Annotated in this window: 1 pseudogene; it reads left to right on the top strand. The window is 63.1% G+C overall.

The annotated features are described in order from the left end of the window. Positions 1 to 255 (top strand): annotated as a pseudogene (locus LH128_RS31040) (IS5/IS1182 family transposase); the annotation flags it as partial. Between the last annotated feature and the right edge of the window lie 65 nt (positions 256 to 320).

Raw genomic sequence — 320 nt, 5'->3', positions numbered from 1 at the left:
CGCGGGATCACCTCACCCACGATCAAGCGCGAGCTCAGGCGACGAAATGCCATCGAACCGATCATCGGTCACACCAAGTCCGATGGCCTGCTCGAGCGCAATCACCTCGCCGGTGCCACCGGCGATGCCATCAACGCCATCCTGGTCGCCGCGGGGCACAATCTCAGGTTGCTCGTCGCATGGCTGACTGCGCTTTTGCGCGCCCTCATCGCCGCCTGGCTATCCCCAGTCCTGCCCGAAATGGGCGCTGCCTGAAAGCAGCGTACCAGTTCGATAAACCCCTCACGGCACATCGGACGCAATCTACCCGTCGCCGAAAC

The organism is Sphingomonas sp. LH128 (assembly GCF_000293195.2).
In the GTDB taxonomy this organism is placed as follows: Bacteria; Pseudomonadota; Alphaproteobacteria; order Sphingomonadales; family Sphingomonadaceae; genus Novosphingobium; species Novosphingobium resinovorum_A.
Note: the sequence above shows the minus strand (reverse complement) of the source record. Positions and strands in the feature narration are given on the sequence as shown.